A 22,777-nucleotide genomic window follows, 5' to 3' on the forward strand; every position below is an offset into this window, starting at 1 on the left:
ACTCAGATCAGCGGAAGGGCCGGCGCATGCTCGCGCAGCGCGTAGCTCGTGGTCCGCTCGCGGGCCGGACGCCCGATCCCCTCCGCGATGGCCCGCAGCTCCTCGACGGTCTTCTCCGATCCGTGCTGCGAACCGGCCATCCGGGAGATGGTCTCCTCCATCAGCGTGCCGCCGAGATCGTTGGCGCCGCCCTGCAGCATCGCCTGCGTGCCGGCGATGCCGAGCTTGACCCAGCTGGTCTGGATGTTGTCGATCCGGCCGTGCAGCATGATCCGCGCCAGCGCGTGCGCGGCCCGGTTGTCGCGCTGCGTCGGCCCGGGACGCGATGCGCCGGCCAGGTACAGCGGCGCACTCTGATGCACGAACGGCAGCAGCACGAACTCGGTGAATCCACCGGTCCGGTCCTGGATGCCGCGAATCACGTTGAGGTGCCCCACCCAGTGCTTGGGGCTGTCGACGTGGCCGTACATCATCGTCGAACTCGAACGCAGGCCCACCTCATGGGCGGTGGTGATGACGTCGATCCACGCCGACGTCGGCAGCTTGCCCTTGGTGAGTACCCAGCGGACCTCGTCGTCGAGGATCTCGGCGGCGGTGCCCGGGATGGTGTCGAGGCCGGCCTCGCGCAGCTCGGTGAGCCAGTCGCGGATGCTCTGGCCGCCGCGGGACGCGCCGTTGACGATCTCCATCGGACTGAACGCGTGCACGTGCATCGACGGAACCCGCCGCTTGACCGCGCGCACCAGATCCGCGTACCCGGTGACCGGCAGCTCGGGATCGATGCCGCCCTGCATGCACACCTCGGTTGCCCCGGCGACGTGCGCCTCCCACGCCCGGTCGGCCACCTCCTCCGCGGACAGCGTGAACGCGTCCGCGTCGCCCTTGCGCTGCGCGAACGCGCAGAACCGGCAGCCGGTGTAGCAGATGTTGGTGAAGTTGATGTTCCGGTTCACGACGTACGTGACGTTGTCGCCGACGGCCTCCCTGCGGAGCGCGTCCGCGAGCGCGACGACGGCCTCGAGCCCGTCGCCGTCCGTGGTCGCGAGCGCGAGGTACTCGTCGTCGGAGAGCGCGGCCGGATCCCGTTCGGCGCTGCGCAGCGCGGCCAGCACGTCGGTGTCCACCCGGGTCGGTGCGGCCCGGCCCAGTTCGAGGACCTGCTCGCGCACCGTCTCCCAGTCGCCGAACGCGCTGCCCAGGTCGGAGCGGGTCTCGGTGTTGCGACCGTCGGTGTCGATCTCGGTGTTCAGGTCCACTCGGCCCGACGACACCCACTCCTCGTCCGGTTCCTGCCACGGCAGGCCCGCAGGCTTCACGTCCGCACGGGCCATCCCCGTCTCCGGGTCGGCGAGCGCCCGCACGTGCGCGCCGATGCGCGGGTCGATCCACGGATGTCCGGCCAGCACGTACTGCGGCTGAGCGGCGGTCCGTTCGACGAGGGTGTACCCGGCCTGGGCGGTGACCTCGGCGAGCGTGTCCAGGTTCGGCCACGGCCGTTCGGGATTCACGTGATCCGGCGTCAGCGGCGAGACACCGCCCCAGTCGTCGACGCCGGCACCGATCAGCGCGAGGCACTCGGTCTGCGAGACCAGGTTGGGCGGCGACTGGATCCGCATCCCCGGGCCGAGCAGCAGGCGCGCGACCGCGATGGTCGCGAGGAACTCCTCGAGGTTCGCATCGGGGGCGTCACGCATCGCGGTGTCCGGCTTGGCCAGGAAGTTCTGCACGATCACCTCCTGCACGTGCCCGAAGGCCTTGTGCAGCTTGCGGATCGCCATGATCGAGTCGGCCCGCTCGGCGACCGTCTCGCCGATCCCGACGAGGATGCCGGTCGTGAACGGCACCGACAGCCGGCCCGCATCGGTGAGCGTGCGCAGGCGCACCTCGGGATCCTTGTCGGGGCTGCCGTAGTGGCACTCCCCCTTGTCGGTGAACAGCCGCTTCGAGGTGGTCTCGAGCATCATGCCCATCGACGGCGCGACCGGCTTGAGGCGCGAGATCTCCTCCCAGCTCATGACACCCGGATTGAGGTGCGGCAGCAGACCGGTCTCCTCGAGCACCCGGATCGCCATCGCGCGCACGTAGTCGAGGGTGGAGTCGTAGCCGCGCTCGTCGAGCCACTGCTTCGCCTCGGGCCAGCGCTCCTCCGGGCGGTCACCGAGCGTGAACAGCGCCTCTTTGCAACCCAATTCGGCACCCTGACGGGCGATCTCGAGAATCTCGTCGGGCTCCAGGTACATGCCGTGCCCGGCGGCACGCAGCTTGCCGGGCACCGTCACGAACGTGCAGTAGTGGCACTTGTCGCGGCACAGGCGGGTCAGCGGGACGAACACCTTGCGCGAGTACGACACCGTCTTCGGGCGACCTGCCGCGAGCAGGCCGGCGTCGCGCACCTTCGCCGCCGACGCGCACAGGTCCTCGAGGTCGGCACCACGCGCATGCAGCAGTGTGGTCGCCTCGTCGACGTTGAGCGTGGCCCCGTCCCGGGCGCGGCGCAGCACCCGCCGCATCGCGCTGGCGGACGGCGCTGCGGTCGCCACCGGAGGCCCCGGTACCGACGGAATCGGCAGGATCGTGGACCGGTCGATGTCATCGCCTGAGTGGGTCACCCGTCGATCATGCGTCACCCGCCCCGGCGCCTGCCACCGCGGGTCCCGGTCCGTCCGCTCACCCGCGGGGATAGTCCTCGTCGACGGGGACGCTGCGGCGCTGTTCCGCCGCGTCCGCCTCGTTCACTTCCAGTGGCGGCTCGGTCCGGTCCGAATCCTCACGTTCGTCGTCGCCCTCGGCCGGGGTCATCTGCTCCACCAGATCGGCTTCGGGCACGTCGGTGGGGCGGACGACGTCCTCGGCTGCCTCCGAACCCTCGGCATCCCGGGCGTTGTCGGTTCCGGATCGCTCCATGACGACCACCTTCCGTCTAGGCAGACTCTCGCGGCCACCTCCACCATAGGACGCGGAACGCCGACTCGGGCAGGATGAGGTCGTGAGCCTTCCCCCCGACCCCGCGCCGGTCGAACGCACGGTGACCATGGCCGAACCGAAGTGGCGTCCCAGCGCCCGCGCCCCGCGACTGTGGGCGACGGCGGCCACCCTGATCTGGCTGCCGGTGTTCGTCGCGCAGGTCGTGTGGGCGGTCGTCGCCGGGGACTGGACCACATGGCCGCACGTGCTGGCCTTCGCGCTGACCGCCGTGGTGGCGATGGTCGACATCGTGGTCGTGCCCCGGTGGCGCTACCGGGTGCACCGCTGGGAGATCAGCGACGACGCCGTCTACACGCGCACCGGTTGGTTCAACCAGGAGCGGCGGATCGCCCCCATCACCCGCATCCAGACCGTCGACACCGAACGCGGCCCGCTGGACCGCTTCTTCGGCCTCGCGACGGTCACCGTCACCACCGCTTCGTCGGCCGGTGCCGTGAAGATCACCGCGCTCGACCTCGACGTCGCCGACCACGCCGTCGAACACCTCACCGAGATCGCCGCCCGCAACGCCGGGGATGCGACGTGAGCGTGCCCGTCGAGCAGTCCGGTGACGAGGCCCTCGCCGCCGAGGAGGAACAGCCGTGGCTGCGCCTGGACAAGCGGATGCTGCTCGTCCACCCCGTCCACGAGGTCCTCAAACTGCTCCCGGTGATCGCGGTGTCGTGGATCGTCGGCAGCCAGAGCGGCAACCCCTACTGGGGTCTGATCGCCGTCGCTGTCCTCGTCGTCTACGGCGTGCTCCGCTGGTTCACCACCACCTACCGCATCGGTCCGGTGCACGTGCAGCTGCGGCACGGCGTCTTCGAGAAGAAGGTCCTGTCGGTGCCGCGCACCCGCATCCGCTCCGTCGATGTCGAGGCCGGGGTGCTGCACCGGCTGCTCGGGCTGGCCGTGCTCCGGATCGGCACCGGGCGACAGACGCAGCGCGGCGAGAGCAGGTTCGAACTCAATGCGCTGGACGCCACCCTCGTCCCGGACCTGCGCGCGGCGCTGCTAGCCGGACACCGGGAACACCGGCCCGAGGCGGGCACCGATGCCGCCGCGGACACCGCATCGCCCGAGAATCCGGGCGTCGAGATCGGACACTGGTCGCCGTCGTGGGTGCGGTACGCGCCGTTCTCGGTGACCGGGCTGATCGCGATCGGCGCGTTCGTCGGCATAGTCTTCCAGTACGGGCTGGCCGACCGGATCGCCCGGTCCCCCGCCCTCGCGGACGGGTTCGACTCCGCCGAACAGGCCGGCGCGTTGGGCCTCGCCGTACTCGGCCTGGTCGGACTGGTGATCCTGTTCGTCGCCGCGAGCGTCCTCGCGTGCGGGCGCTACCTGGTGGTGTACGGCCGCATGAGCGTCACCGACAACGGCCGGACACTGCACGTGAGTCACGGACTGCTGCGGACCCGGCAGACCACTCTGGACCTGGCCCGACTCCGCGGCACGACCCTGAAGGAACCGCTGCTGCTGCGGGTGGCGGGCGGGGCGTCCCTGGACGCGATCATGACGGGCGTCAGCGCCGAGCACCGCGAGTCGTCACTGCTGCTGCCGCAGAGCCCCCGGGCGGAGGCGACGCGGGTGATGGCGACCGTTCTCGGCGACAGCCGGCAGGCGGACGTCGCACTGATCCCGCACGGACCGGCAGCGCACCAGCGCCGGTACACCCGCGCGCTGTGGCCGGCCGCCCTCGCCGCGCTGGTCGCCGCCGGGTTGATCGTCGCGGGCCGGCAGGTGCCGTGGCCCGCGTGGGCGGGCGTCGTCGTGCTCGCCGGCGTCGGCGCGGGCCTGGCATGGGACCGCTACCGCGGTCTCGGGCACGCGGTGCTGCCGGGCTGGCTGATCACCCGCAGCGGCTCGCTGGACCGCCGCCGCGACAGCATCGCGGCCGCCGGCATCATCGGGTGGACGGTGCGGCAGACGTTCTTCCAGCGCCGCGCCGGCGTCGCCACGGTGATCGCGGCAACCCCGGCCGGCACCGGGAAGTACGTCGTCCACGACGTCCCGGTCGAGCAGGCGTGGGCACTGGTCGACGCCGTCACCCCCGGCGCGGGCGGGATCTGGCGGCGGCCGGCCTAGCGGATCGAGCTGCCGTGCTTCGTCATCGGCATGACCTCGACGGTCATGTACGGGAAGAGCGGCAGGTTCCACAGGATCTCGTGGAGTTCGTCCGCCGAGTCGACGTCGAAGATGCTGATGTTGCTGTACTGCCCGACGATGCGCCAGAGGTGCGCCCACTTGCCCTGCCGCTGCAGCTCCTGCGAGTACGCCTTCTCCCGCGCGATCGTCTCGTCGCGCACCGCGGGATCCAGATCGCGAGGAATGTCGACGTCCATCCGGACGTGGAAGAGTGCCACTGTCGTGTGCCTTTCGATATCGCGAATCAGGTCAGACGCGGGAGAACGCCTTGACCGCGTCCATGTTCAGTTCGACGCCGAGTCCGGGGCCGTCCGGCAGATGCACCTGCCCGTCGGCGTAGCGCAGCGGCTCCTGCAGCAGTTCCTCGGCGAACAGCAAGGGGCCGAACAACTCCGAACCGAAGTTGATCCCCGGCTCGGCGCACGCGAAGTGCACCGATGCCGCGGTGCCGATGGGGCCTTCGATCGACGTGGCGCCGTGGCAGGCGATTCCCGCGGCCTTCGCGATCGCGACCACCTCGCGGCTGCGCTTGAGCCCTCCGCACTTCGTGGTCTTGAGCGCGATGACGTCGGCTGCACCCTGCCGGACGATCTCGAGCGCGTCGTGCGGCGTCTGGACGGACTCGTCCGCCATCACCGGAATCGGCAGTAGACGGTTCAGTTCCGCGAGAACCTCGATCTGTTCCCCCGGGGTCGGCTGCTCGATGAGCTCGACCCCGCCCTCCGCGAGCTGCGGTAGATGCCGCAGCGCCGTGAACCGGTCCCACCGCGCGTTGATGTCCACGCGCACACCGGCCTTGCCTTCGAGCGCCTTCGTGATGTCGAGGACACGAGCGACGTCGACCTTCGGCTCCAGCGCACCCATCTTCAGCTTGAAGCTGAAGTGCAGGCCGGCGTCCATCTTCGCCTGCGCTTCGGCCACGATCTCCTCGGCGGGCGCGGCGCCGAGCGCCCACGTCACGTCGACACTGCGGCGGAAGGCCCCACCGAGGAGGGTGTGCACCGGAACGCCCAGCGAACGTCCCCATGCATCGTGCAGCGCGACGTCGACGGCCGCCTTCGCGAACCGTGCACCCGAGACCACCCGCTCGAGGTCCACCATGATGCCCGTGATGTCGTCGACGCCGCGACCGACCAGAACCGGGGCGAGATAGCGATCGACGACCGCCTGCATCGTCTCGACGGACTCGCCGCCCCACCACGGCCCGCCGGGCACCACGCCCTCGCCGTAGCCGACGACACCGCCGTCGGTCTTCACCGCCACCAGCAGGATCGGCTGCGCATCCATCGACGTCGTGGCGAACTTGTGGGGACGCACCAACGGCACGTCGAGGATCGTCGTCTCGACGGAGACGATCGTCAGGTCGGTCATCGAATCGCTTTCTCTACCAGAGTTCTTACTGAGCGGCGGGGTCGAGCACGAAGTCGTACGTGACCCGCTTGACGCCCTGAGCGTCGGGCTGGGGATCGAGGATCAGCTCCGGCTTGACAGCGGTCGCGACGTCGTCCTGCACCCACTCGCCGCCCTGGAAGTACAGCTGCGTGGTGATCGTGCGCTTGCCCGGCGCCTTGACCATCAGATGCAGGTGCGCCGGACGCCACGGGTGCCAGCCGGCCTTCTCGATGAACCAACCGGTCGGGCCGTCCGTCGGAATCTGGTACGGCGCGGGCAGAATCGTGCTGATCTCGAATCGGCCGTCGGTGTCGACCTCGATGGTCCCCCGCAGGTTGCCGTCCGGGATGTGCGGCGCGAAGTGCGAGTAGTAACCCTCCGCGTCGGCGTGCCACAGCTCGACCGTGGCGCCCGTGAGCCCGTTGCCGTCCAGGTCGCGGACCTGGCCCTCGAACACCAGCGTCTCGCCGATCTCGTCGTCACGCTTGGGCAGCGTGCACTTCGCCGGCAGACGGACGGTGTCGGCCACGTAGTACGGGCCCTCGATGCTGCCCTTCGTGCCACTCTGGCCGCGGTACGCGACCTCCTCGATGTTGTGCTCGACGAACACGTCCAGCCACAGGGGCCACTCGCCGTACGTGCCGACGTCGATCAGCCACTGCTTCAGGACGCGGTACTCGGCGTAGGTGACCCCGTGCCTGTCCACGACATCGGCGAGCGCCGCCAGGACGTCCGACGCGATCGCCGACAGGCGCTCGGGAGAGGTGTCGGCACTGACGCGCTCCTGGCTGAACTTCTCGGTTGCGGCCGTGCCGGAACCGATCGCGGTGGGGCTGTCGGTGGTGGTCATGAAGTCCTCCTCGGTGCGGTGTCTCGTCGGGACGCATGTGCGCCGACGGAATTCGAGATGCCGGGCGGGGGGCTGCTCCCGCCGGCGATGCACGCGGCGTACGCTGTGCGTACTTGCATGCCGCTGTGCGTACGCTGATACTGTTCGCCAGGTCACAGGATTTGTCAACAGGCGTGGTGGATCCGATTTACGAGCCGCAGGTGGTGGGACGAATTTGAGCGAGAACGATCGCGACTACATCCAGAGCATCGAACGTGGATTCGCAGTTCTTCTCGCGTTCAACGAATCTCGCCCGACACCCACGCTGGCCGAACTTGCCGCCGAGACCGAGCTGTCCCGTCCGGCGGTCCGCCGGATCCTGCTCACCCTCCAGAAACTCGGATACGTCACCGGGCACAACGGGCGGTGGTCCCTCACCCCGCGGGTCCTGAGCATCGGGCGGCACTACTCGGCTTCGCACGCACTCATCGACGCGGCGATGCCACGCTTGATGGAGATCGCCGAAACCACCCACGAGTCCGCCTCGATCGGCGTGCTCGACGGCACCGATGTCGTGTACGCCGCCCGAGTTCCGGTGCGGCGCATCATGAGCATCAACGTCTCCGTCGGAACTCGGGTGCCAGCGTACGCGACGTCGATGGGGCGGGCACTGCTCGCGTGGGCGCCGGCCGACACCGTCGACCGGGTGATCCAGCACTCGAGCTTCGAGAAGCTGACCCCGCACACGGTGGGCTCCGCGGACGAACTCCGCGCAGCACTCGAGACAGTCCGACGGGACGGCTTCGCACTCACGGCAGAGGAGCTCGAACAGGGCCTGATCTCGCTGTCCGCGCCGGTCAGGGACGCGAGCGGCGCCGTCGTCGGGGTTACCGCATGCTCGACCTCGATGGGCCGGTCGACCCCCGACCGGTTCCGTGACGAGGTCGCCGAGTTCCTCGTCCGCGAGGCGGACGCCCTCAGCGCCGACCTGGGCTACCACGCCGACTGAACCCGGGCCGACCCTGGGCCGAGACTAGGTACTTGCCCGGTGCACACCTGGGTCCCCGATGTGAGAGTCGAGTTCAGGTTCGACCGTCGATGAGGTGAGGTGTTCGGCCATGAGCCCCGAGATGAGCACAGGCGACGAGGCTCCGGCGCGGCCCCGACCGTCGACCGAGGCCTGGAACGCGTCACTGTCGAGCGAGTTCGGCGGGCTGGCCGCGGCACCCGCCCGCGACGCCCAACCGACCGGCGAGCTGAGGTCCGCGCGCCTGGGCGACGTGGACGCGTTCACGATCCGCGGAAATCCGCAGACGCTGCGCCGCACGTCCCGGGCGGCGCAGCGGCATTCCTCCGACTCGCTCAAGATATGCGCGATGACCAGCGGGCGCGCCGTGCTCCACCAGGAGGACCGTGAACTGGTCGCCGATCCCGGGCAACTCGTCTTCTACGACGTCGCCAAGCCGTACGAACTGCGGTTCGACGGACCGTGGGCGTGTGCGGTGATGACGTTCTCCCGGCCCGCGCTGGGTCTGTCCCCCACCGATCTCACGCGAACCATGGAGCATGTCTACGACATCCGACGAGGCGCCGGCGCACTTCTGGTCGGATTCATCACCTCGGCCGCAGCCGAGTCCGGACGCGTCGACGACTGCACCGCACCGCTTCTCGGCGATGCAGGCATGAATCTCGCCTCGGCGGTCCTGACGGCCGACGCATCCGCGACGGACACCTCGTCCTACGCAATCCGGCAGCAGGCGCTGCGGCACATTCGTCGAAACATCTGCGACCCGGACCTCAGCCTCGCCTCGGTCGCCGCCGCAGTGCACGTCTCCCCGCGGACACTGCAGCGTCAGTTCGAGGACTACGGACGGACCGTCAGCGAACTCATCCGCCACGAACGCCTGGAAGGGGCCCACCGGGATCTCACGGATTCCCGATTCGCCGACCGCACCATCGCCGCACTTGCGGCGCGCTGGTGCTTCGTCGACGCCCCGACGTTCAGCCGGGCCTTCCGCGCCGCGTACGGAGCCTCCCCGTCGGAGGTCCGTGCAACCGGACGCAGACGATCCGTCGCCTGAGGTCAATCACCCTGGCGCGCAATGCCAACTCGACGACTGTCTCCCGGGTCACAGTGTCATCGACAAGAAGAATCGACGAGCAAGGGGCATCCCATGTCTGATCTCCTCGGAAACGAGTCCTGGCACGGCAAGATCTTCGACGGGGGCTGGATCGACCCGACCGGCGGTTCCGTGATCGTGACGGAGCCGGCCACCGGCGCCGAGCTCGGTACCGTCGGCGTCGCATCGGCAGCCGACATCGACCGCGCCGCGCGGACCGCGGCGCGCTCGCAGCCGAACTGGGCCGCCCGCACCGGCCAGGCACGCGCCGAGGTGATGCGTCGCGCGGCGCTCACGCTGGAGACGCATCGCGCCGAAGTGGAACGCTGGCTGATCCGCGAGGGCGGCTCCGTCCCCGGCAAGGCCGCGTTCGAGGTCGGGCTCGTGCTCTCCGAACTGTGGGAAGCCTCGGCACTGCCCACTCAGCCCTGGGGTCACCTGCTGCCGTCGAGCGAGGAGGGGCGCCAGAGTGTCGCTCGGCGCGTGCCGCTCGGGGTCGTCGGCGTGATCAGCCCGTGGAACTTCCCGTTCCTGCTGGCCATGCGGGCCGTCGCTCCGGCGCTCGCACTGGGCAATTCGGTGGTACTCAAGTCGGACGTCCACACCGCCGTGAGCGGCGGCGTGGTGATCGCCGAGCTGTTCGCCCGGGCCGGACTGCCCGAAGGTCTACTGCACGTCGTCACCGGTGAAGCCGAGGCCGGTCAGGCGCTCACCGAGCACCCCGACATCGCGATGATCTCCTTCACCGGGTCCACCGCGGTGGGCCGTCAGGTAGGCGCCACCGCGGGCCGCGCACTCAAGCGCGTCTCGCTCGAACTCGGTGGCAACAACGCGCTGATCGTCCTCGACGACGCCGACCTCGATGCCGCGAGCTCCGCGGGCGCGTGGGGATCCTTCCTCCATCAGGGCCAGGTGTGTATGACCGCCGGCCGGCACATCGTGCTCGAGAACGTCGCCGACGAGTACCTCGACCGACTGACCCGGCGGGCGTCGGCTCTGCCGGTGGGCGATCCGAACACCGCCGAGGTCGCGCTCGGCCCACTGATCAACGCGCGCCAGCTGGCCGGTGTCGACCGCATCGTCCGTGACACCGAGGCCGCCGGCGCCGAGATCCGCACGGGCGGAACCTTCGACGGCCTGTTCTACCGGCCGACCGTCCTCGCGGCCGTGACCACGACGATGCCCGCGTTCCGCGAGGAGATCTTCGGCCCGGTCGCCCCGGTCACCGTGGTCAAGGACGAGGCCGAGGCGATCGCGGTCGCCAACGACAGCGAGTACGGGCTCGTGGCCGCGATCCAGACCGGCTCGGTCGACCGCGGCCACGCGGTCGCCGATCAGCTGCGAACGGGCATGGTGCACATCAACGACCAGACCTTGAACAACGATGCCTACGCCCCCTTCGGCGGGTTCGGAGCATCCGGCAACAAGGCCAGCTTCGGCACGCAGAGCAGCTGGGACGAGTTCACCCAGTGGCAGTGGCGCACCAGCCGCCCCGCCGCGCAGCTCTTCCCCTTCTGACCACCGAGCACGTCCCGACAACTCTGATACGCAACAACTTCGGCGACCACCCTGGGGTCCTGGTCGGAACTAGGCATTTGCCTGATGTGACTGCCGACACGTCGTGTCAGTCTGAACTACACAGCCGCACCGGAGCCGAGTCGCCGGCCAGTGCGAGCAGAGCGAGAACTGGAGAATCCCATGACCGAAACCCTCGACAGCATGTGCGCAAAACTGTCCGACGCGCTGGTGGAGGACGCCGAGACCGGTCGCCACCAGGTTCGGCGGAGCATCTTCACCGACGAGGAGATCTTCGACCTCGAGATGAAGCACATCTTCGAGGGCAACTGGATCTACCTCGCGCACGAGAGCCAGATCCCGAACGTGGGCGACTACTTCACCACGTACATCGGACGCCAGCCCGTCGTCATCAGCCGCAGCAAGGACGGCGAACTGAACTGTCTGATCAATGCGTGCAGCCACCGTGGCGCGATGCTGTGCCGCCGCAAGACGGACAACCGCACCACTTTCACGTGCCCCTTCCACGGCTGGACGTTCAACAACAAGGGCAAGCTGCTCAAGGTCAAGGACCCGCGTGACGCCGGCTACCCGGAGCAGTTCAACACCGACGGCAGCCACGACCTCACTCGTGTCGCCCGGTTCGAGAGCTACCGTGGGTTCCTGTTCGGCAGCCTGAACCCGGACGTCAAGCCGCTCGAGGAGCACCTCGGCGACACCACCAAGATCATCGACATGATCGTCGACCAGTCACCCGAGGGGCTCGAGGTCCTGCGCGGTTCGTCGACATACACGTTCGACGGCAACTGGAAGTTGCAGGCCGAGAACGGTGCTGACGGCTACCACGTCTCCGCCACGCACTGGAACTACGCGGCCACGACGGCCCGCCGCGGCTCCGGAGAGTCCGCCAACGAGACCAAGGCGATGGATGCCGGCACGTGGGGCAAGCAGGGCGGCGGGTACTACTCGTACGACCACGGTCACCTGCTGCTGTGGATGTGGTGGGGTAACCCGGAGGACCGCCCGCTGTTCGAGCGCAAGGCCGAGCTCGCCGAACAGTTCGGCGAGAAGAAGGCCGAGTTCATGGTCGGCGCGTCGCGCAACCTGTGCCTGTACCCGAATGTCTATCTGATGGACCAGTTCTCGAGCCAGATCCGGCACCTGCGGCCGATCTCGGTGGACAAGACCGAGGTCACGATCTACTGCATCGCGCCGAAGGGTGAGAGCGCGGTCGCACGCGCCAACCGGATCCGCCAGTACGAGGACTTCTTCAACGCCACCGGCATGGCGACACCGGACGATCTCGAGGAGTTCCGCTCCTGCCAGAAGACGTATCTCGCCACCGCAGCGCCGTGGAACGATCTCAGCCGCGGAGTCACCCACCAGCTGAACGGTCCGGACGAGGTCGCCACCGACCTGGGCATGACGAACGTGCTCTCGAGTGGAGTCAAGACCGAGGACGAGGGTCTCTACCCGATCCAGCACGGGTACTGGCTCGACACCATGCGCGCGGCCGTGGAGGCCGAAGCCGCCCTGTCCGCTGACGCCGCCACCGAGCGCTGAAGAGAGTTCCGATCATGACTGCTGCAATGGATTTGACCCAGAACGACATCGAGCAGTTCCTCTACCGTGAGGCGCGCCTGCTCGACGACCGCGAGTTCGAGAAGTGGCTCGAGTGCTACCACCCCGAGGCCGAGTACTGGATGCCCGCGTGGGACGACGCCGGCGAACTCACCGAGGACCCGCAGTCCGAGATCTCGCTCATCTACTACCCCAACCGAGGTGGCCTCGAGGATCGTGTGTTCCGGATCCGCACCGACCGCTCGTCGGCGACGTCGTTGCCGGAGCCGCGGACCGGACACAACGTGACGAACGTCGAGGTACTCGAGCGACGGGCCGGCGAAATCGACCTGCGTCACAACTGGTTCTCGCTGTACTTCCGCTACAACACCACCGACACCTACTTCGGGACGACCTTCGTCACCCTCGACGTCTCCGGTTCGCAGCCGGTGATCAAGAAGAAGAAGATCGTGCTCAAGAACGACTACATCCACCACATCGTGGACGTCTACGTCGTCTGATTCACCCCCAATTCACGAAAGGAGGTCGATGTCATGAGCTTTCAGGTGGCATTGAGCTTCGAGGACGGGGTGACCCGCTTCGTCAAGTGCGGCCCGAACGAGACAGTCGCCGACGCGTCCTACAAGGCCCGTATCAACATTCCGCTGGACTGCCGCGACGGTGCGTGCGGCACCTGCAAGGCGCTCTGCGAGTCCGGCAGCTACGACGGCGGCGACTACATCGAGGAGGCGCTCACCGACGACGAGGCAGCGCAGGGCTACTGCCTGCCGTGCCAGATGACGCCGGAAAGCGATCTGGTGCTGCAGATCTCGACGACCTCGGATGTCGCCAAGACCTCGGCGGCGACGTTCACGTCTACGATCACCGAGATCCGCCGGTTCTCCCCCAGCACCGTCGGGTTCACCGTCGAGATCCCCAACCGGGACGAGCTGGTGTTCCTACCGGGCCAGTACGTGAACATCCGGGTGCCCGGCACGGACCAGACCCGGTCGTACTCGTTCAGCACCGGCCCGCACGACGACGTGCTGTCGTTCCTCGTGAAGATCACCGAGGGTGGCCTGATGTCCGAGTACCTGCGCGATCGGGCACAGGTCGGCGACACTCTCGAGTTCACCGGCCCGCTGGGGAGTTTCTTCCTGCGCGAGCGCAAGCGCCCCGCCCTGCTGCTCGCGGGCGGCACCGGACTGGCACCGCTGCTCGCAATGCTGGCCAAGTTGGCCGCCCAGGACGGCGGTGACACCGCGCTCCCCGTCCACCTCATCTACGGCGTCACCTTCGACCACGATCTGGTCGAGTTGGACAAGCTCGACGCATACACCCGCTCGCTGTCGAACTTCACCTTCGACACGGTGGTCTCCGATCCGAACTCGACGGCGGTGAACAAGGGCTACGTGACCGGACTGTTCGAGCCGAAGCACCTCAACGACGGCGACGTCGACATCTACCTGTGCGGCCCGCCGCCGATGGTCGAGGCGGTCCGCGCCCACCTCGACGCCGAAGGCATCACCCCGGCGAACTTCTACTTCGAGAAGTTCAACACCTCGGCCGCGACCGGCGATTCGGCTGCCGAGGCACCCGCAGCGACCGAGCCCGACACCACCGGAGCCGAAGCGGCCGCGTACGAGATCGGCGAGGAGCACGCTCCCGTCGCCGAGTCGGACGCGCAGTTCGACGCCCGGATGGCCCTCGAGCTCGGCGCGATGGAGCTGACGATCGGCCGACTCACCCCCGAGCAGCTGGTCGAGTTCCGGATCCTCGCAGAGGCGACGGGCGCGTCGATCGATGCGGACCACTTCACCGACGCGGCGGCGTTCACCGACGCCAATGCGGTCTTCCACGAGTATCTGTTCCGTTGCTGCGCCAATCCGGTGCTGCTCGAGGCGTACAACCGCCTCGAGGTGACGCAGCTGATGAAGCGGGTCCTGCGGACCGCCCAGTGGGTCGACGAGCAGGTCCCACACGACCACCTCGAGATCGTGCAGGCCTTCGAGCGCGGCGATCGGGCGGCGGCCCGGGCGCTGATCGTCAGCCACTCCGAGCACGCCAAGGCCACCATGTGCCGAGCGATCGCGGAATCGGCCCGTCCTGCGGGCGTCGCATGAGCGCGCGCGTGTGTCCCGACCGTTTCGACGGCAAGGTTGTCGTCGTCACCGGCGCGGCGCAGGGCATCGGTTGCGCGGTTGCCGCGCGTGTCGCGGCCGAGGGCGGCGCCGTCGTCCTCGTCGACCGGTCCGAGCTCGTCCACGACGTGGCACACGAGGTTCGCCGAAACGGCGCTTCGGCGCACTCCGTGACTGCAGACCTCGAGACCTTCGCGGGAGCGCAGGCCGCGGTCGACGAGGCCGGCGACCGGCACGGCCGAATCGACGTGGTGATCAACAACGTCGGCGGAACCATCTGGGCCAAGCCGTACCAGCACTACACGCCGGAGCAGGTCCAGGCCGAGGTGCAGCGCTCGCTGTTCCCGACGCTGTGGACGTGCCGGGCGGTGCTGCCGCGCCTCATCGAGCAGTCGGCCGGCACCATCGTCAACGTGTCCTCGGTGGCGACACGAGGCATCAATCGCGTGCCCTACGCGGCCGCGAAGGGTGGGGTCAATGCCATCACCGCGGCCCTCGCACTCGAGGTGGCGCAGTACGGGATCCGGGTGGTCGCCACCGCGCCCGGCGGCACCGATGCACCTGCCCGGCGCGTCGCCCGCGGACCGGGGGCGCAGACCGAGCAGGAAAGACACTGGTATCAGCAGATCGTCGACCAGACCGTCGACTCCTCGCTGCTCAAGCGCTACGGCACGCTCGACGAGCAGGCCGCTGCGATCGTCTTCCTCGCCTCCGACGAGGCGTCGTACATCACCGGGTCCGTCCTCCCTGTCGCCGGAGGCGACCAGGGCTGACGCCCCGAATACGGCCTCGCCGACACTCACCCCGAGTTGTCGGCGGGGCCCTATTCGGCCCGAATTCGACTGTGACACAGGCCATTTGAACGCCATTTTGTGATCGACTCCACGTCGGTCACCAAACTGTATCGGAGCCCCGTCATGCCCGACACCTCGAATCAGACCTGGGCCAGTCCCGCCCACCGTCGCACCGTCAACTGGGTGGTCGCCATCTCCGCGATCGCGATCGTCTTCGACGGGTACGACCTCGTCGTCTACGGCACCGTGCTCCCCACGCTCATGGCGGATCCCACACAGATCGGCGCGATCTCGGCGCAACAGGCAGGCGCGCTCGGGTCCTATGCCCTGGTCGGGGTCATGGTCGGCGCACTGGTCTCGGGCGCGATCGGCGACTACGTCGGCCGTCGAAAGATGATGCTGATCAACATTGCCTGGTTCTCGATCGGTATGGCCGCGGCGGCCACGGCGTCCTCGATCACCGCGTTCGGCCTGCTGCGGTTCCTCACCGGCATCGGCGTCGGCGGACTCGTCGCCACCGCGGGCGCGGTGGTGGCCGAGTTCGCTCCCGCGGGCAAGCGCAATCTGTACAACGCGATCGTCTACAGCGGTGTCCCCGCGGGCGGCGTCATGGCGTCGATCCTGGCGATCGCCCTGCGCGACTCGATCGGTTGGCGCGGACTCTTCTGGATCGGCGCGCTCCCCATCGTCTTCCTGCTCCCGCTGGCACTGGTCAAGCTTCCCGAGTCCCCGCAATGGCACCTCGCCCGCGGACGCGCGGACCGTGCCCACGCGGTCGCCGCCCGCTTCGGGCTGCCCACACCGACCGCCCCGGACGCTGCCGTGGTCGAACCGAAGGTCGGCTACTCCGCACTCGCCACCCGCCGCTACGCGCTCGGCACGACTCTGCTGGGGCTGATGAGCTTCGCCGGCCTGCTACTGACCTACGGGCTCAACACCTGGCTGCCGAAGATCATGGAGGATGCGGGCTACGACGCCAAGGGATCGTTGTGGTTCCTGCTGGTCCTCAACGGCGGCGCGATCCTCGGCGGGCTCGTCGCGTCCCGTGTCGCCGACATCACCGGCCCGCAACGGGTCGTGGCAACCACGTTCGGGCTCGCCGCGCTCGCGCTGGTGCTGTTGACTCTCGGTCTGCCGTTCGCCGTGCTGCTGGTCAGCGTCGCCGTCGCGGGTGTCGGCACCATCGGCACCCAGGTGCTCGTCTACGGATTCGTCTCCAACTACTACCCGACCTCGGCGCGTGCCGCCGGCGTCGCCTGGTGCGCCGGGTTCGGCCGCCTCGGCGGCATCCTCGGTCCGATCATCGGTGGCCTGCTCATCGGCGCCGGTCTGAGCAACGCGGTGTCGTTCTACATCTTCGCTGGTGTCGCACTCGCCGGAATGGCCGTGACCTTCCTCGTGCCGGTCACCACGCGCGAGCGTCACGAAGCGACTCCCGCCGGCCCCCGCAGCACCCCGCTGAACGCGGCTACGGTGGACGGATGACGGGTCCGTGCGCACCACTGGCAGGACGCGTCCGCGAACTGGGCCGGCTCTCGGCCCTGCTCGCGGACGCGTCGGCAGGGCTCTCGTCGTGGACGATCGTCGAGGGAGGCCCGGGGATCGGGAAATCCGCTCTGGTGGAGCACTTCCTGCGCGGCCGTCCGGACCTCACGGTCTCGTGGGCCGTGGGAGCCCGCTGGGAGAACCGGGTCCCGTACGCGATTTGCGAACAGTTGTTGCGCTCCCCGGTTCGGGACGACGACCCGATCGCAGCAGCGCAGCAACTGTTGGAACTTCGCGACGGCACGACGGTCCTCGTGGTCGATGATGCCCACTGGGCCGACATCGAATCGCTCCAGGCCCTGGCTTCGGCCGTTCGACGCGCCGCCCCGGAACCGTTGACGGTGATCCTGATCATGCTCGACGCACCACCGAAGGACATGACGGACGCAGTAGCGCAGTTCCTTTCGGAGCATCGTGGTCATCGGGTCCATGTGGGTCCGCTGTCCACCGCCGAAGCAGCGGACCTCGCCCGCCGCCGCATCGGGATCGACGTCCCCGCACGAACCGCGCGTCAGCTGCACGACCACACGCAGGGCAACCCGCGGCTGATCGAGCAACTACTCGACGAGGTACCGGTCGCGTACTGGCTCGAGTGGCGGCCCGATCTGCCGGTCCCCCGCGCCCACGCTGCCGCGATCGGCAGAACCCTCGCACCGCTGGATCCCTCGACCCGCACCCTCGTCGAGTCGGCCGCAATTCTCGGGCAGGACAGTTCGTTCCACGAAGTGGCAGGCCTGGCGGATGTCGGCGACGCGTTGGCAGCCCTCGACCAGGCCAGCGAAGCGGGACTGCTGTCCGTCCACAGCGCACGGGGAACGACTGTCGTTCACTTCCCGGACCCGATGACAATTGCCGCGGTGCGCTCGGACCTGTCCCCCACCAGACGGCGCGATCTCCACACCCGAGCCGCGGCGCTGGTCCAGGACGAGGGGCGGAGCCTGTACCACCTCGTCGACGGGACACCACTGGCCGACGAAACCCTCGCCGACCGCCTCGAGGACTACGCCACGACCCAGGCGTCGGTCGGGGCTTGGTGCGACGTCGCGGACGCACTCATCACGGCGAGCCGAATGAGCCCGGACAAGTCGGTGCGGGAGGATCGCCTGGTGCGCGGAGTCGACGCACTGGCCGGCGCGGGCGACCTCCCCCAGGCACTCGCGTTCGTTCCGGAGATCGAATCGATGCGTGGCACCGCTCGACGGGACGCCGTACTGGGATACCTCGCGATCCTGCGCGGCCGGCCCGCAGAGGCGGAACGTCTACTCGGCAAGGCCTGGCAAGAAGTGGATCCGGAGCAGGACCCGGACACGGCTGCGCTCATCTCACAACGGATGGTGCTCCATTCCCTCTGCCGCCTGCGCGGCACGGAACTCGTCGCCTGGGTCGACCGAGCAGTGGCGTTGGTAGGCCCCGACGAACCAGCGGCAGTCGAATCCGAGGCGATCAGGGGCCTCGGCCTGGCAGCCATGGGGCGCACCGACGAGGCCCGCGCATCGTACGAGGCGCTGTCGAGTCGCGCTGCACGCGGCGCCCAGGCCCAACGTTTCCGCATGGGAAAGGGGTGGCTCGAGGCCGCGCTGGACAACCCGGTGACTGCGCGGCGCGAACTCGAGAGCGCCGTACCGACGGTGTATCGCAGCGGCTCGGCACGGATTTCGCTGTGGGCCCAGGCCTGGCTCGCCCGCACGCATTTCCTGCTCGGATCCTGGGACGACGCCCTCGACACCGTGAACCGAGCGGCCGACCAACTCGACGGGTCGGGCCTCGAAGTCGTTCGCCCGCTGGTTCATTGGACCGGAGCAGTCATCCATGCCCTGCGCGGCGACTGGCCCCGCGCCGAGGAACACCTGCGGCACACTTCCGCGGCCGCACACAACTACGAGATCATGCTGGCGCCGGCGTGCCTGGCCCAGGCCCAGTGCGCGGAGGTCGTCGCCGACTACGAGGGCGCCCTCCGGGCGCTCGAACCGCTCGTCGGCATGCAACCACGGGGTGGCATCGACGAACCCGCGCCGTGGCCGTGGCCGGACGTCTACGCGAACGCCCTCGTGATGACCGGACGTATCGACGAGGCCGACGAGTTCCTCCGGCCCCATGAGCATCTCGCGGCAGAACGTCGACATCATTCATCGGCCGCCCGCCTGGGGTGCGTGCGTGGTCGTATCCTCGGGGCCCGCGGAGATGTCGACGGCGCCGTCGAGGCATTCGAGGCTTCACTGCACCTGCTGGCACCGCTCCCTCTCCCCTACGACCGCGCGAAGGTGACGTTCGCCTACGGACAGACACTTCGCCGGGCAGGGAAGCGACGCGAGGCCGACGCGGTGATGCGGTCCGCGCGCCGCCTCTACGACGAGCTGGGCGCGGAAACCTACGTCCAACGATGCGACCGTGAACTCAAGGCGGGCGGTCTCCATGCCAAACGGGCCGGAGCGAGCCACACCGATCTCACCCCGCAGGAGATCGCGGTCACCGATCTCGTTGTCGGGGGCCTGAGCAACAAGGAGGTTGCCGGCGAGTTGTTCTTGTCCGTCAAGACCGTGCAGTACCACCTGACCAGGATCTACGCCAAGCTCGGGGTGCGCTCGCGCGGCGAGCTCGCAGCGTTCTTCCGTGACCAGAACTCGGGAACACCCACGTGACCGCAATCGATTCCGAAAAAGAGTCGACAGGATCGAAGCTCGTCGAGCGTCCACCCCGACCGCGGGCCGCACTGAGCCGCTTCCGCACCGATATCGGCGGCGAGTATGCCGTGAACGGGCTTGTCGGACTGATCTTCTCGTGTACCGGGCCGGTAGCCGTCATCTTGGCGGCCGGCGCCGCCGGGCAGTTGACGCAGGCCGAACTCGCGTCGTGGATCTTCGGCGTCTTCTTCCTCAACGGCATCCTCACGATCCTCGCGAGCTGGACGTACCGGCAACCGTTGGCGTTCTTCTGGACCATCCCGGGCACCGTCGTGGTCGGTGGTTCGCTCGGCGACCTCACGTGGCCCGAGGTGGTGGGCGCCTTCATCGCGACCGGCGTTCTGATACTGGTGCTCGGACTGTCCGGGTGGGTGCGCCCGGTGATGGACGCGATCCCCGCGCCGATCGTGCTCGCGATGGTCGCCGGAGTGTTCCTGCACTTCGGGGTCGAGCTCGTCCTGGCCCTCGGCGCCGACCTCGGCATCGCCGGACCGATGGTGGCCGTGTTCGTCTTGGCGAGCGCCAGCCGCCGGATCGGGCGCATCATGCCGGCGACGCTGGGCGCCCTTCTCGTGGGCGCCGTCGCAATCGGGCTGTCCGGTCGATTCGACCCGGCACCGTCGTCGGCGGGGGTGCTGGCCCACCCCGTCTTCACGACACCGGTCTGGTCGTGGCAGGCGATGGTCGAGCTCGTGATTCCGCTGGCGATCACCGTGCTCGTGGTGCAGAACGGCCAGGGCGTCGCGGTGCTGCGGGCGGCCGGTCACAACCCTCCGATCAACGCCGCCACCATCGCCTGCGGGATCTGGTCGCTGGGAGCAGCCTGTGTGGGTGCCGTCTCGACGTGTCTCACCGGCCCGACCAACGCACTGCTGACGGCGTCCGGTTCGCGCACACGCCAGTACACCGCCGGGATCGTGTGCGGGCTGCTCGCAATCGTGTTCGGGCTGTTCGCGCCCGTCTTCGTCCGGCTCATGTCGGCCGCGCCCGCGTCCTTCGTCGCGGCACTGGGCGGGCTGGCGCTGCTGCGCGCACTGCAGAGCTCGTTCACCGGGGCCTTCGGGGGTAGGTACTCGATGGGGGCGCTCGTCGCACTGTTGGTGACGGTGGCCGACGTGAAGTTCCTCGAGATCGGCGCGGCCTTCTGGGGACTGATCGCGGGTGTTGCCGTGTCGCTGCTACTCGAACGGGAGGACTGGAGAACCGCGAAGGGGCGATGACCGCACCGCGGCGGCGGCCCTCACGCCGTGGCAACCGCACGCGAGTACGAGGACTACGGCTGAGGCTGAGCCGGGGCCACGATCGAGTCCAGCTGGACCCGGAACAGGTAGATCCCGGCCGGCAGCAGCGCCGCGACGAACAGCAGCAGCGTGCGCCAGTCCTCGAACACCAGCACGTCGCCACCCGGTCCGCCGATCACGCACAGACCGAAGCCGAACAGCCAGCCGAAGATCGGCAGCGCAGCGAGGAGGGGTCGCTCGGTGAACTTGCGCGCACCGAGCACCAGCAGCAGATTGACCACGGCCGCTACGAGGATGCTCACCGGGAACGGCGTAGCCCCGAGGTAGGCGGGCAGGAACAGCACCGACAGCACCGCGCACAGGAACCCGTCGAACGTGAGCAACGCCAGCGTCGTCCGGGCTTCTGCGGTGGACACGGGCGGCTCGACGGGGAGGCTCTCGACGGTCATGTCACCGATCGTGGTCTATCGGCGACGACGCCGCGCCGTCGGGGTCCGCTCACGGTACCGGCGGGTAGCCGAGCATCGTGAGCAGTTCGCTCTGCTGATGCACGAACGCGTGCAGCGACCCGATGTAGAGATCGTGGAAGTACGGCGCCATCGGCCGCAGACTCTCCACGAACGCCGTGATCGCATTCTGGAGTTCCCAGTTGTACATCCGCCGCACCCTCCCGTTCGACAGCTGTCTGCGCCGACGAACGGGCCCCCACGAACGTGGCGTAGCTCACAGCATACTGGGGTTCGGGCCGCGACGAGCCCGGGTAGCTTCGCCCGGCCGATGTATCCGCACTCGCCGGCTGTGTACTGGCCGCCCAGGATCGTCATCGGCGCCGCGGTTCCGGCGATCGTGTCTGCGTGGAAGCACCGGCAGCTGAAGGCGCAACACGGTTCGAAACGGCTCCTCCTGGATGCGCGCCGGTACCGTCCGGACGTCCCGCGCTATCAGAGCGCCGTCAGGATCCGAGTCCGGCGCACAGGTCCGTCTCCCGCCCACGCTCGTCGACGGGACCGGACTGCCCGCGCACCAGCACGAAATGCTCCTCGGACAGGACCGGCTGCGCGACGTCGTTCGACAACGCGAACGCGGTGCCCGACGGCGCCACGGTCACCTGGGTACGGTGCGCGCGGAGCCCGGCGAGCTTCGCTGCCATCACCGGCGCGACGTCGACCACCGCGGTGACCGTCGAGTCCGGGACGCGTGGCAGTTCGCCCGGCTCGGGCAACCGCCAGCCCGCGGGCACGGTTTCGATCGCGGCGATCCCCGATTCGAGCGCGGACTCCTCGGTCACCGTCCAGTAGAACTTCGCGACGTCCCACGGCGCACCCGCCTCGGGGAAGGCTCCGGTGCCGGCGGCCTCGACTGCGGCCGTCGTGAGGTGATGTGCCCGAACGTGATCCGGGTGCCCGTACCCGCCGACCGGGTCGTACGTGACGACGACCTGGGGACGCAGCTCGCGGATCACCGCGACCAGCGCCGCCACCGCCTCGTCCGAGTCAGCGTTGACGAACGCACGCGGGTTCGCGGCCGACGGTGTCCCGGCCATGCCCGAATCGCGCCACCGGCCGGCGCCGCCGAGGAATCGCGGCTCGGAGGCGCCCAGCGCCGCGAGTGCCCGGGTCAGTTCCAGGATCCGGAAGCCCCCCAACTGATCGGCGCGGTCGGCCACCAGACCGGCCCACCGGTCGCCGATGACCTCGCCCTCCTCACCGAGGGTGCACGTCAACACCGTCACCTCGGCCCCGTCCGCCGCGTAGCGCGCGATGGTGCCGCCCGTGGTGAGGGTCTCGTCGTCCGGATGCGCGTGGACGAACAGAATGCGCCGACCGTTCACAGCCACTCGTTTCTCT

The 22,777-nt window shown here is 68.9% G+C and carries 20 protein-coding genes; 12 read left to right on the forward strand and 8 right to left on the reverse strand.

Going from position 1 to position 22,777, the window contains the following annotated elements; genetic code table 11:
- Positions 1-2: 2 nt before the first annotated feature.
- Both AC1RIF_RS00390 and AC1RIF_RS00395 read right to left on the reverse strand, forming a co-directional pair.
- The gene (locus AC1RIF_RS00390) at positions 3-2,627 is read right to left on the reverse strand and encodes a bifunctional FO biosynthesis protein CofGH (RefSeq protein WP_492599402.1); all 2,625 of its coding nucleotides are present in this window, start codon (positions 2,625-2,627) and stop codon (positions 3-5) included.
- 40 nt (positions 2,628-2,667) lie between these two features.
- On the reverse strand, positions 2,668-2,904 hold the full coding sequence (locus tag AC1RIF_RS00395; protein WP_492599403.1) for an Rv3202a family protein: 237 nt from the start codon (positions 2,902-2,904) through the stop codon (positions 2,668-2,670).
- A 127-nt stretch (positions 2,905-3,031) separates the two neighbouring features.
- On the opposite strand from AC1RIF_RS00395, the gene AC1RIF_RS00400 reads away from it, so the two are divergent.
- Positions 3,032-3,511, forward strand: coding sequence for a PH domain-containing protein (locus tag AC1RIF_RS00400; protein WP_492600100.1), 480 nt, complete (start codon positions 3,032-3,034; stop codon positions 3,509-3,511).
- Entirely contained in the window at positions 3,508-5,052 is a 1,545-nt protein-coding gene (locus tag AC1RIF_RS00405; RefSeq protein ID WP_492599404.1) for a PH domain-containing protein, read from the forward strand. Before AC1RIF_RS00400 ends, AC1RIF_RS00405 begins: the two co-directional genes overlap by 4 nt.
- On the opposite strand, the gene catC is transcribed toward AC1RIF_RS00405, so the two are convergent.
- From catC to catA, 3 genes are read right to left on the reverse strand one after another with little or no spacing between them, the layout of a single operon-like run.
- Positions 5,049-5,330: a muconolactone Delta-isomerase gene (gene catC, locus AC1RIF_RS00410; RefSeq protein ID WP_492599405.1), complete on the reverse strand. Its 282-nt coding sequence runs from the start codon at positions 5,328-5,330 to the stop codon at positions 5,049-5,051. The genes AC1RIF_RS00405 and catC overlap by 4 nt on opposite strands.
- Positions 5,331-5,361: 31 nt before the next feature.
- Positions 5,362-6,483, reverse strand: a complete 1,122-nt coding sequence (locus AC1RIF_RS00415; protein WP_492599406.1) for a muconate/chloromuconate family cycloisomerase — start codon at positions 6,481-6,483, stop codon at positions 5,362-5,364.
- Positions 6,484-6,508: 25 nt separating this feature from the next.
- Positions 6,509-7,354 carry a catechol 1,2-dioxygenase gene (gene catA / locus AC1RIF_RS00420; RefSeq protein ID WP_492599407.1) on the reverse strand — a complete coding sequence of 282 codons (846 nt, stop codon included), beginning with the start codon at positions 7,352-7,354 and terminating at the stop codon, positions 6,509-6,511.
- Between the two features lie 214 nt (positions 7,355-7,568).
- On the opposite strand from catA, the gene AC1RIF_RS00425 reads away from it, so the two are divergent.
- The 10 genes from AC1RIF_RS00425 to AC1RIF_RS00470 all read left to right on the forward strand — a co-directional run bounded on the left by AC1RIF_RS00425 (position 7,569) and on the right by AC1RIF_RS00470 (position 20,909).
- Complete coding sequence (locus AC1RIF_RS00425) at positions 7,569-8,342, forward strand: IclR family transcriptional regulator domain-containing protein (RefSeq protein WP_492599408.1); 774 nt, start codon at positions 7,569-7,571, stop codon at positions 8,340-8,342.
- A 109-nt stretch (positions 8,343-8,451) separates the two neighbouring features.
- The gene (locus AC1RIF_RS00430) at positions 8,452-9,414 is read left to right on the forward strand and encodes an AraC-like ligand-binding domain-containing protein (RefSeq protein WP_492599409.1); all 963 of its coding nucleotides are present in this window, start codon (positions 8,452-8,454) and stop codon (positions 9,412-9,414) included.
- 93 nt (positions 9,415-9,507) lie between these two features.
- Positions 9,508-10,971, forward strand: coding sequence for a benzaldehyde dehydrogenase (locus AC1RIF_RS00435; protein WP_492599410.1), 1,464 nt, complete (start codon positions 9,508-9,510; stop codon positions 10,969-10,971).
- Positions 10,972-11,151: 180 nt separating this feature from the next.
- Positions 11,152-12,531 (forward strand): benzoate 1,2-dioxygenase large subunit, encoded by a 1,380-nt coding sequence (benA, locus tag AC1RIF_RS00440; protein ID WP_492599411.1) that lies wholly within the window; start codon positions 11,152-11,154, stop codon positions 12,529-12,531.
- A gap of 14 nt (positions 12,532-12,545) precedes the next feature.
- Positions 12,546-13,049, forward strand: a complete 504-nt coding sequence (benB, locus tag AC1RIF_RS00445) for a benzoate 1,2-dioxygenase small subunit (RefSeq protein ID WP_492599412.1) — start codon at positions 12,546-12,548, stop codon at positions 13,047-13,049.
- Positions 13,050-13,082: 33 nt separating this feature from the next.
- Positions 13,083-14,651, forward strand: coding sequence for a benzoate 1,2-dioxygenase electron transfer component BenC (gene benC / locus AC1RIF_RS00450; RefSeq protein WP_492599413.1), 1,569 nt, complete (start codon positions 13,083-13,085; stop codon positions 14,649-14,651).
- On the forward strand, positions 14,648-15,442 hold the full coding sequence (locus AC1RIF_RS00455) for a 1,6-dihydroxycyclohexa-2,4-diene-1-carboxylate dehydrogenase (RefSeq protein ID WP_492599414.1): 795 nt from the start codon (positions 14,648-14,650) through the stop codon (positions 15,440-15,442). Before benC ends, AC1RIF_RS00455 begins: the two co-directional genes overlap by 4 nt.
- Before the next feature lie 144 nt (positions 15,443-15,586).
- Positions 15,587-16,948, forward strand: coding sequence for an MFS transporter (locus AC1RIF_RS00460; RefSeq protein ID WP_492599415.1), 1,362 nt, complete (start codon positions 15,587-15,589; stop codon positions 16,946-16,948).
- Positions 16,945-19,647 (forward strand): helix-turn-helix transcriptional regulator, encoded by a 2,703-nt coding sequence (locus AC1RIF_RS00465; RefSeq protein ID WP_492599416.1) that lies wholly within the window; start codon positions 16,945-16,947, stop codon positions 19,645-19,647. Before AC1RIF_RS00460 ends, AC1RIF_RS00465 begins: the two co-directional genes overlap by 4 nt.
- On the forward strand, positions 19,644-20,909 hold the full coding sequence (locus AC1RIF_RS00470; protein WP_492599417.1) for a benzoate/H(+) symporter BenE family transporter: 1,266 nt from the start codon (positions 19,644-19,646) through the stop codon (positions 20,907-20,909). Before AC1RIF_RS00465 ends, AC1RIF_RS00470 begins: the two co-directional genes overlap by 4 nt.
- Positions 20,910-20,962: 53 nt before the next feature.
- Here the strand turns inward: AC1RIF_RS00470 and AC1RIF_RS00475 are convergent, their stop codons facing one another.
- The 3 genes from AC1RIF_RS00475 to mshB form a co-directional block, all read right to left on the reverse strand.
- Positions 20,963-21,379 carry a hypothetical protein gene (locus tag AC1RIF_RS00475; protein ID WP_492599418.1) on the reverse strand — a complete coding sequence of 139 codons (417 nt, stop codon included), beginning with the start codon at positions 21,377-21,379 and terminating at the stop codon, positions 20,963-20,965.
- Between the two features lie 49 nt (positions 21,380-21,428).
- Entirely contained in the window at positions 21,429-21,587 is a 159-nt protein-coding gene (locus tag AC1RIF_RS00480) for a hypothetical protein (RefSeq protein WP_492599419.1), read from the reverse strand.
- A 295-nt stretch (positions 21,588-21,882) separates the two neighbouring features.
- A complete protein-coding gene (mshB, locus tag AC1RIF_RS00485) occupies positions 21,883-22,761 on the reverse strand; it encodes an N-acetyl-1-D-myo-inositol-2-amino-2-deoxy-alpha-D-glucopyranoside deacetylase (protein ID WP_492599420.1) in 879 nt (292 codons plus the stop codon).
- Positions 22,762-22,777 lie beyond the last annotated feature (16 nt).

This window comes from Prescottella sp. GW823-FHT02E09, assembly GCF_058797375.1.

Bases quoted from the DNA above. Each gene is read 5' to 3' on its own strand.
- AC1RIF_RS00475 (WP_492599418.1), bottom strand. From the start codon at position 21,379: ATGACCGTCGAGAGCCTCCCCGTCGAGCCGCCCGTGTCCACCGCAGAA.
- AC1RIF_RS00395 (WP_492599403.1), bottom strand. From the start codon at position 2,904: ATGGAGCGATCCGGAACCGACAACGCCCGGGATGCCGAGGGTTCGGAG.
- benC (WP_492599413.1), top strand. From the start codon at position 13,083: ATGAGCTTTCAGGTGGCATTGAGCTTCGAGGACGGGGTGACCCGCTTC.
- AC1RIF_RS00415 (WP_492599406.1), bottom strand. From the start codon at position 6,483: ATGACCGACCTGACGATCGTCTCCGTCGAGACGACGATCCTCGACGTG.
- AC1RIF_RS00435 (WP_492599410.1), top strand. From the start codon at position 9,508: ATGTCTGATCTCCTCGGAAACGAGTCCTGGCACGGCAAGATCTTCGAC.
- AC1RIF_RS00460 (WP_492599415.1), top strand. From the start codon at position 15,587: ATGCCCGACACCTCGAATCAGACCTGGGCCAGTCCCGCCCACCGTCGC.
- AC1RIF_RS00455 (WP_492599414.1), top strand. From the start codon at position 14,648: ATGAGCGCGCGCGTGTGTCCCGACCGTTTCGACGGCAAGGTTGTCGTC.
- AC1RIF_RS00430 (WP_492599409.1), top strand. From the start codon at position 8,452: ATGAGCCCCGAGATGAGCACAGGCGACGAGGCTCCGGCGCGGCCCCGA.
- benA (WP_492599411.1), top strand. From the start codon at position 11,152: ATGACCGAAACCCTCGACAGCATGTGCGCAAAACTGTCCGACGCGCTG.
- AC1RIF_RS00465 (WP_492599416.1), top strand. From the start codon at position 16,945: ATGACGGGTCCGTGCGCACCACTGGCAGGACGCGTCCGCGAACTGGGC.
- AC1RIF_RS00480 (WP_492599419.1), bottom strand. From the start codon at position 21,587: ATGTACAACTGGGAACTCCAGAATGCGATCACGGCGTTCGTGGAGAGT.
- catA (WP_492599407.1), bottom strand. From the start codon at position 7,354: ATGACCACCACCGACAGCCCCACCGCGATCGGTTCCGGCACGGCCGCA.
- AC1RIF_RS00400 (WP_492600100.1), top strand. From the start codon at position 3,032: ATGGCCGAACCGAAGTGGCGTCCCAGCGCCCGCGCCCCGCGACTGTGG.
- benB (WP_492599412.1), top strand. From the start codon at position 12,546: ATGACTGCTGCAATGGATTTGACCCAGAACGACATCGAGCAGTTCCTC.